General features: G+C 32.0%; 6 protein-coding genes and 2 other annotated features. Of the genes, 2 read left to right on the top strand and 4 right to left on the bottom strand.

Going from position 1 to position 9,132, the window contains the following annotated elements:
• Window positions 1-43 precede the first annotated feature (43 nt).
• Together JX287_RS06340 and JX287_RS06335 are read right to left on the bottom strand one after the other, a co-directional pair.
• Entirely contained in the window at window positions 44-727 is a 684-nt protein-coding gene (locus JX287_RS06340) for a response regulator transcription factor (protein ID WP_204643758.1), read from the bottom strand.
• Window positions 728-809: 82 nt separating this feature from the next.
• The gene (locus JX287_RS06335) at window positions 810-2,432 is read right to left on the bottom strand and encodes an SSURE domain-containing protein (protein ID WP_204643756.1); all 1,623 of its coding nucleotides are present in this window, start codon (window positions 2,430-2,432) and stop codon (window positions 810-812) included.
• A gap of 277 nt (window positions 2,433-2,709) precedes the next feature.
• Window positions 2,710-2,929, top strand: a binding site (T-box leader).
• Window positions 2,930-2,987: 58 nt separating this feature from the next.
• Window positions 2,988-3,229 (top strand) — a binding site (T-box leader).
• Between the two features lie 84 nt (window positions 3,230-3,313).
• Between JX287_RS06335 and metE the strand changes: the two genes are divergently transcribed.
• Both metE and JX287_RS06325 read left to right on the top strand, forming a co-directional pair.
• Entirely contained in the window at window positions 3,314-5,554 is a 2,241-nt protein-coding gene (metE, locus tag JX287_RS06330) for a 5-methyltetrahydropteroyltriglutamate--homocysteine S-methyltransferase (RefSeq protein WP_239650350.1), read from the top strand.
• Between the two features lie 9 nt (window positions 5,555-5,563).
• The gene (locus JX287_RS06325; RefSeq protein WP_204643754.1) at window positions 5,564-7,405 is read left to right on the top strand and encodes a bifunctional homocysteine S-methyltransferase/methylenetetrahydrofolate reductase; all 1,842 of its coding nucleotides are present in this window, start codon (window positions 5,564-5,566) and stop codon (window positions 7,403-7,405) included.
• 71 nt (window positions 7,406-7,476) lie between these two features.
• Here the strand turns inward: JX287_RS06325 and JX287_RS06320 are convergent, their stop codons facing one another.
• Both JX287_RS06320 and JX287_RS06315 read right to left on the bottom strand, forming a co-directional pair.
• Window positions 7,477-7,830, bottom strand: coding sequence for a YlbF family regulator (locus tag JX287_RS06320; RefSeq protein WP_204643752.1), 354 nt, complete (start codon window positions 7,828-7,830; stop codon window positions 7,477-7,479).
• A 172-nt stretch (window positions 7,831-8,002) separates the two neighbouring features.
• A partial coding sequence (locus tag JX287_RS06315) for an LPXTG cell wall anchor domain-containing protein (protein WP_204643748.1) occupies window positions 8,003-9,132 on the bottom strand: 1,130 nt, incomplete at its 5' end.

The following is a 9,132-nucleotide window of genomic DNA, read 5'->3' as shown; positions in this document are numbered from 1 at the left end:
AAATTTACTGACTTTAAAGTTTAAAATACTAAACAAAAATAACTTAATATTTTGTCCAACTTTTTGGGTGCAGTACCGTTTTTATACTTGGTGTTTTTTCTGTTGAATATTTTGTTAAAATTCTTCTTAAAGAGTGTATATGCACGTTTAATGTGTTAGCATCTTCAACATATTCATCTTGCCAAATTTTTTCATACAATTCTGTTTTAGAAAAAACGCGCTCTGGATTATTAGCCAGTAGCCATAATAATTCAAAAGACTTCACTGTAAGCTCTAATTGTTTATCATTTACCATAGCAATTCTACTATTATAGTTAATTTTCAAATCACCTAAAGTTAAAATATTTTCACTACTATTTTTCTCGATTCTACGTAGTATATTTCTAACTCTTAAAACTAATTCTCTTGGACTAAATGGTTTTACTATATAGTCATCTGCCCCCAAACTTAAAGCGTAGATTTTATCTGGTTCTGTAGTTTTCGCTGTTATGAATAAAAATGGTTGTTCCTCTTCTAAATACTGTACTTCACTGATTAAATCATAGCCATCCATATTGGGCATCATTATGTCTGTAATTACTAAAGAATATTTATTTTTCTTGTATTTCTCTAAAGCTTCTTTACCATCATTAGCGATATCAACATCATATCCACCTTGCTCTAAATATCGTTTATTTATCTCCGTTATTTCTATTTCATCATCTACTAATAAAATTTTATTAACCATATTTAACTCCTCTTATCAAAATAGTACTATACAATAAAAGTATAGCACTATTTCGATAAAATCTACAAGTTTATTTTATTTATTAATTATTTTTTCTTCTGAATCCTAATAGACCTAAGAAGCTTGCAATGATTAATCCTAGTATTCCAGTATTTGATGAATTTGTTGAACTCATTGTTCCTTCAGGTGCTGCACTTGTTTTTGGTAGCATACCTTTTTTCATCATTCCATTACTCATATGAGTATTCATAGTCATATTATCTTGCATCATAGCTTTATTCATACTAGATTCCATAGACATATTATCAGATTTACTCATATTCATTACTTTTCCACTTACATTTGAATTCATTGAACCAGTAGCTGTATTATTTTGTATCATATCTTCTCCTGGTTTCATATCCATTTGCTTAGTTTCTTTATGTAGATTTATAGTCACTTCTTTTGTTGCTACTACATTAGTTAAATCTGCTTTTCCGTCTTTTTCACCGTATACTTTTATTGTAGCTTTGTAGCTTTGTGTTCCATTAGCTTTTAATAAGTCTAATAATTCTTTATCTTGTTTTCCTAGTGTTCCTGCTAGGTCTACTTGATAGAAGTATAATCCTTTTCCTAGTTTTTCTAATGGTAATAATGCTAGATTTTTCGCTGATCCGTTATCTGACCATGGTGCTTTGTCTGATGATTTTAAGATTAATCTTGTTAACATTCCATCTCCACCGAAGAATTCATAAGGAATTACTTGGTTTACTCCAGCTGTGAATGGTCCTGGGAAGTTTGCTTTATCTAAGTATTTAGCTGGTACGTCTACTGTATCTTTAGTATTTTCCATTACTGCTTTTTTAACTTCGTTAACACTTGTAAGGCCATTTAGATTTACATTTACATCTTTTGTCGCTACTACGTTTGTCAAATCTGCTTTTCCGTCTTTTTCACCGTATACTTTGATTGTTGCTTTATAGCTTTGTGTTCCGTTAGCTTTTAATAAGTCTAATAATTCTTTATCTGATTTTCCTTTTGTTCCTTCTAGGTCTACTTCATAGAAGTATAATCCTTTTCCTAGTTTTTCTAATGGTAATAACGCTGGATTTTTTGCTGATCCATTATCTGACCATGGTGCTTTATCTGATGATTTTAAGATTAATCTTGTTAACATTCCATCTCCACCGAAAAATTCATAAGGAATTACTTGGTTCACTCCTGCAGTGAATGGTCCTGGGAAGTTTGCTTTGTCTAAGTATTTAGCTGGTACATCTACTGTATCTTTTGTATTGTCCATTACTGCTTTTTTAACTTCAACTGGAGTTGTTTGTGGTTCTGCAACATCTTTTGCCTGTTTTATTAAATTATTCACATCAGTTTCTTTTGATTCAATACTTACTTCTTTTTCTGATTTTACTTCAGGTTGTTTCTCAGCACTTACCGCATTTTTTGCTTCAACTGTACTTTTCTCAACTTGTTTTATTTCTTTTCCTACAGTATTTACTTTGTTTTCAATTACTTTAGATTCAGTTGCATCATTTACTTGTTTATTTTCTACATTTTGAACTACGGGAGCTTTATCTTGTAAATCACTCGCATGCGCTTCTCCACTGCCAACAACTATAAAAATTCCGCTAGCAATAGCAGCTGATACCACTCCAACACTAACCTTTCTGATTGCCCATTTTGTAAAATTTTCTGATTTAATAAAGTTATTTTTCATTTGTATTTCTCTCCTCTTATTTATTTAATACTTTATTACCAAAACTTTTTGTTTGATGAATACAGTATACCTTATAGATATTAACTAACTATTAGTAAAAGTTAAAATATTTCTTAAATAGTTATTATTAAAACATTATCTTTAAAATATATTAATATATATGGCCTATCTTAGATTTCTGACAATTCTAGGGAAAGTTTTTAATCTTTTATCGAAATTTTTTACTAAAAAGTGTTGACAAAGAAAAAAACTTATGTTAATATTTCTTTAACAGTTTTAAAAAGCGAAGAAGTGAAGAGCAATATTACTTAATTATTAGAGACCTTTTGGTTGGTGAAAAAAAGGATTTGGGTGTATTGTAAATGGTCACAGAGCTGAACTAATGACTATTAATGAGTTAGTTCCGGTTGATTACCGTTAATAATCATTGAGGTAAGATTAAAAGTTTATTTTAAGATTATAAAATTGGGTGGTAACACGGTCATTTCGTCCCTTGTGTTACTACCCTTTTGTCGTATTTAAGACTGAGTAAAAATTATTTTTATAAATTAATATAATATAACATTGATAAGATGAGTAGAAAAAAGGAGTTACACCAGAGAATCTCGGTAGCTGAAAAGAGATTAATGAATTTTTTTGAAGATGGTCTTTGAGTTTTAATTATCGAGCGGAAGTTAGGTAATTACGCAGAAATAGCGTTAAAATTTTAATGAGGTGGAAAACTAAAAAATTCAATTCACAATTTTAGATTTTCCATAAAATAAGGTGGTACCACGTATAAAACGCACGTCCTTAGACAATATTAGTTTATTGTTTAAGGGCGTTTTTATTTTTATAATTCAATATACAAAAAAGAGAAAATTTTAGGAGGAAAAGAAATAATGACAAAAATTTCAAGTTTAGGATACCCACGTTTAGGGGAAAAAAGAGAATGGAAAAAATTAATTGAAGGATACTGGGCTCGTACAGTTCGTCAAAACGAGTTATTTGAAGAAGCAGAAAAACTTCGTCGTCTTTATATCGAAAAACAATTCAATGCTGGGTTAGATTTCATCCCTGTTGGTGATTTCTCACTATATGACCACATTTTAGATTTATCAGTTCAATTCAACGTTATTCCACAACGTTTCGAAGGAAGAGAAGTTGATGTAGACTTATTCTTCGATATCGCTCGTGGTAACAAAGATAACGTTGCATCTGCACTAAAAAAATGGTTTAACACTAACTACCACTATATCGTACCAGAATGGGAAAATGTTAACCCTAAATTAAACAACACTCGTCTATTAGACTTATACAAAGAAGCTAAAGAAATCGTAGGAGATAAAGCTAAGCCAGTAATTACTGGACCAATCACATACGTAGCTTTATCAAGCGGTCTTGCTGAAGGCGAATTTGAAAAAGCTGTAGATAAATTATTACCATTATATACTCAAGTATTCAAAGAATTAGCTGAAGCTGGTGCTTCTTACATCCAAGTAGATGAGCCAATCTTCGTTACTGATGAAGGTAAAAATTATGTAGAATTAGCTCACAAAGTGTACAACCACTTCAACAATGAAGTAGAGGCTAAATTCATCTTCCAAACTTACTTTGAAGCTTTAGTAGAAGCTGAAAAACTTGTAGATCTACCTGTAGCATTCGGATTAGACTTCGTTCACGGAAGAGAAGAAAACTTAGCTAATGTAAAAGCTGGTCTATTTAAAGATAAAGAAGTATTTGCTGGAGTTGTTGACGGACGTAATGTATGGAGCAATGATTTCGAAGATAGTTCTGCATTATTAGAAGAACTTAAAGCTAATGTTGCTGAATTAGTAATTCAACCATCATGTTCATTACTTCACGTACCAGTTACAACTAAAAATGAAACAGAATTAGAAGAAACTTTATTAAATGGTTTAGCATTTGCTGATCAAAAATTAGAAGAACTTAACTTACTAGCTAACAAATTAGATGGTAAAGAAGATGCTGCATACCAAAAACACGTTGAAGACTTCAACAAATTACAAAATGCTGAATTCAGAAACCTTGAATTAGAATCAAGCGAAAATGTTCGTTCAACTCGTCCATCTGATTACAAAGTTCGTCGTGAAGTTCAAAATAAAAAATACAACTTACCAGTATTACCAACTACTACAATCGGATCATTCCCTCAATCTAAACAAGTACGTCTACAACGTGCGCTATGGAAAAAAGGTGAATTATCTAATGAAGCATACGAAAAATTCATCGAAGAAGAAATCGCTCGTTGGATTAAAATTCAAGAAGATCTTGATATCGACGTATTAGTTCACGGTGAATTTGAAAGAACAGACATGGTTGAATTCTTCGGTCAACGTTTCGCTGGATTTGCATCTACTAAATTCGGTTGGGTTCAATCATACGGATCTCGTGGGGTTAAACCACCAATCATCTACGGAGATGTAAAACACATTGAAGCTGTAACAGTTAAAGAAACTGCGTATGCTCAAAGCTTAACTAACCGACCTGTTAAAGGTATGTTAACTGGACCAGTTACTATTCTAAACTGGTCATTTGAAAGAACTGATATTTCTAAAGCAGAAATCTTCAACCAAATTGCTATCGCTCTTAAAAATGAAATTGAACTTTTAGAAAAAGCTGGAATTACAATTATCCAAGTTGACGAACCAGCTATCCGTGAAGGATTACCTCTAAGAGACAGCAAAAAAGAAAAATATCTTGAAGAAGCAGTATTCTCATTCCGTTTAGCTACTTCATCTGTTGAAGATACTACACAAATCCACACACATATGTGTTATTCTAACTTCGATGAAATAATCGATTCTATCCGTGCATTAGATGCTGACGTTATTTCTATCGAAACTAGTAGAAGTCACGGAGAATTAATCTCTGCTTTCGAGACTGCAATCTACCCATTAGGTATCGGTCTTGGAGTTTACGATATCCACTCTCCTCGTGTACCAACAAAAGAAGAAGTACGTACTAATATCTTACGTCCACTTCAAAAATTATCTACAGAACAATTCTGGATTAACCCTGACTGTGGATTAAAAACACGTGCTGAAAAAGAAACTATCGAAGCTTTAGAAGTTTTAGTTGAAGTTACTAAAGAAATCAGAAGTGAACTTGCCGCTAAATAGGAGGTTCATATGAGAAACTTATTAGAGAGATTAGAACAAAATGTACTCGTAGCTGATGGAGCTATGGGTACAGCTCTCTATAGTAATGGATTGGAAAGTTGTCATGAGTATAATAATATCTCTAATCCAGATTCTGTGGAGAAAATTCATAAAGCTTATATCGAAGCTGGAGCGGATATAATTCAAACAAACACTTATGCGGCAAAAAAATGCCAACTTAAGACATATGGCTATGATAATAAATTTGAAGAAATTAACATTCGCGCTGCTGAAATAGCACGCAAGGCTGCTGGAGAAGATACTATTGTTTTCGGAACAATCGGAGCTATTCGCGGTCTTCGTGAATGTGAACTTTCATTAGAAACTATTGTAAAAGAAACAATTGATCAAGTAAAAGTTCTACTATCAACAAATAAAATAGATGCGTTGTTATTCGAAACTTATTATGATCAAGAAGAAATTCGTGCTGTATTAACTGAAGCAAGAAAATTAACTGACTTACCTATTATCACTAATATTTCATTATTAGAAGCAGGTATTACTCAAAACGGAGAAAAAGTAACTGATGCTTTAAGCACACTTGTTAACCTAGGGGCTGATATCGTTGGTTTAAACTGTCATCTAGGTCCTTATCACATGATTAAAAGTTTAAAACAAGTGCCATTATTTGCACAAAGTTACCTATCTGCTTATCCTAATGCAAGTTTATTACAACTGACACAAACAATTAATGGTAACGAATATCGTTTCAGAAAAAATTCAGCTTACTTCGAACAAAGTGCTAAACTTCTTGTTGAAGAAGGTGTAAGATTAATCGGAGGATGCTGTGGTACTACTCCAGAACATATTCGCGCTATTAAAAAAGGAATAAAAGGTCTTAAACCAGTTAAAAGAAAAGTAATAACACCGCTACCTGCAGAAGAAGAACTAGTTAGAGTAGCAAGTAATAAACCAACAATTGTTGATAAAGTCAAAAAACAAGTAACTATAATTGCCGAATTAGATCCACCAAAACATTTAAATGTTGATAAATTTATTGAAGGGGCTAAAGCAATTGACAAGAAAAACATTGAAGCCATTACTCTAGCAGATAATTCTCTTGCTAGTACTCGTATTTGTAACTTGTCTGCTGCAACCTTACTAAAAGAGCATATTACTACCCCTACACTACTTCATTTAACATGTCGTGATCATAATCTTATCGGACTACAATCTCGTTTAATGGGATTTGATCTTCTTGGAATTAATAACGTCCTTGCTCTTACTGGAGATCCAAGTAAACTTGGTGATTTCCCTGGGGCTACTAGTGTCTATGATATGACTAGTCTTAAATTAATTCCTTTTATTAAACAACTTAATGAAGGACTTGGATATAACGGAGCTTCACTGAAAAAAACTACAAACTTTACTGTGGCAGCTGCCTATAATCCTAATGTTCGTGACCTAAGTAAAACAAAACGTCTAGTTGAGAAAAAAATAAAAGCAGGTACTGATTATTTTATTACCCAACCTGTCTTTGAAGCTGAAAAAATTGAACAATTAGCAGAACTTGCCGCTGATTATCCAGATACACCATTCTTCGTTGGTATAATGCCAATAACTAGCTACAACAACGCCATCTTCCTACATAATGAGGTACCTGGAATTAAATTATCAGAAGATTTCTTAGCTAAATTAGAAGAAGTAAAAGATGATAAAGAACTTTGCCAAAAAGTTGCTTTAGAAGAAAGTAAAAAACTACTTGATGTTGCTTTAAAACACTTCAAGGGAATTTACTTAATCACACCATTTTTAAGATATGATCTAACATTAGAATTAATAGATTATGTTGAGGAAAATAAAGATAAATAAAAATTATATGTATATATATAAATCACGGAGCTAGAATGATTCTAACTCCGTGATTTACTATTTTTCTTCTATTATTTGTTTCCGTATTTTTCAAAAAGTTCATCTAATGGTTTATACATTACTTTATTTAAATCTTCAATTAAAAATTGAAGTTTTTGTTGAGCTTGTACAAAGTCTAAAAACTTAGAATTTTCCATTAATTTTTGTTGGATTTCTTCTAACGCTGTTAAATCTTCTTCTGAAGGTTCATTTCCTGATTGAGTTGTTTCCATTAAATCTTTTTGTTTTGATACGAATTGTGTATAAAGTTCATTAGCTTCTTCATCAGAATATAATCCTTCAGATGCTGCTAATGATGCTTTGTATTCATCAGATTCTCTTAATGCTCTTTCAAATTCATTTGCTTTATCATAAATATTTACCATAGTTATTTGCTCCTTTTATGTTGTAATTTTATTATAACATAGTTTTACCTTCTTTGACAATAAATCGTTTTTATCATCTTTCCCTATACAACATATCTTTTTTGTATAAAAAAGTAGGTTTCAAAAACTACTATGTACGAATTCATACAATAATTCTATATAACAAAAAATGCTACTTCATACTATCTTTTTGTTTTCTTGATAAGACTAATACAAGTAAACTTATTATAGCCAATAATGAAAAATCATTAGTATTACTCATTCCTGTTTTTGGAAGATTCTGTTGTTTTAATGAGTTTTCTTTAGAAATCGCGTTTTGAGTGTCTGTTTTAGAAAGATTATTTTTATCTGATACTATTGCAAATTGACTGAAGTGATCTATGTAGAATTCTACATTTCCGTTATTTATGACTGAGGGAATTTGTTTTAGATTCCCATTTTTTTCTATATGATATATTTCTACATTTTTATTTTCATATTCAGCTAAAGCTATTCTTACCAGTCTATTATTATCTAACGATATTTCTTTTCCACCTTTGTGTAAACTTAAGTCATATATTCTTACATTCTTATTACCTTGTAACTTATCTTTCACAGTATTTATTGCTTTTTCATCTCCAATTTCTACTGCTCGAAATTCTATATCATCTATAGTCATATTATAAAGTTCTAAACTCACTCTATTATCAAGAGCCGTTAGTAATAATGTTTTTATTTTATCTGCTAAAACAGGATTACTATTATTATTGGTTTCTTTCCCTAATTCCCCTGGTTGAACTGGCTTCACTGGTCGCTCTGGTTTTTCTGAATCTGCCGGTGTTTCTTCTTTTTGTTTTTCCTCAACTGGTTTTACAGACGTTGATGGCTGTCCAGATGCCTCTGGCTCTGCCGGAGTTCCTGGTTGAACTGGCTGTTCTTGTTTCTCTACTTTTTCCGGCTGAACTGGTTGAGCTGGTTCAGTTTGCTTTTCTGGCTGAACTGGTTGTTCTGAATCTGCCGGTGTTTCTTCTTTTTGTTTTTCCTCTGCAGGTTTTGTTGACGCACCTTGCTCTCCTGTTTCCCCTGGTTGAGCTGGCTGTTCTTGTTTCTCTGGTTTTTCCGGCTGAACTGGTTGTTCTGGTTTTTCTGAATCTGCTGGTGTTTCTTCTTTTGGTTTTTCCTCTACAGGTTTTGTTGAATTACCTTGATTTCCTGTTTCCCCTGGTTGAGCTGGCGATTCTTGTTTCTCTGGTTTTTCTGAATCTGCCGGTGTTTCTTCTTTTGGTTTTTCCTCTACAGGTTTTGTTGAATTACCTTGATTTC

Origin of the sequence: Gemella haemolysans (assembly GCF_901873445.1) — a bacterium.
In the GTDB taxonomy this organism is placed as follows: Bacteria; Bacillota; Bacilli; order Staphylococcales; family Gemellaceae; genus Gemella; species Gemella haemolysans_C.
Note: the sequence above shows the minus strand (reverse complement) of the source record. Positions and strands in the feature narration are given on the sequence as shown.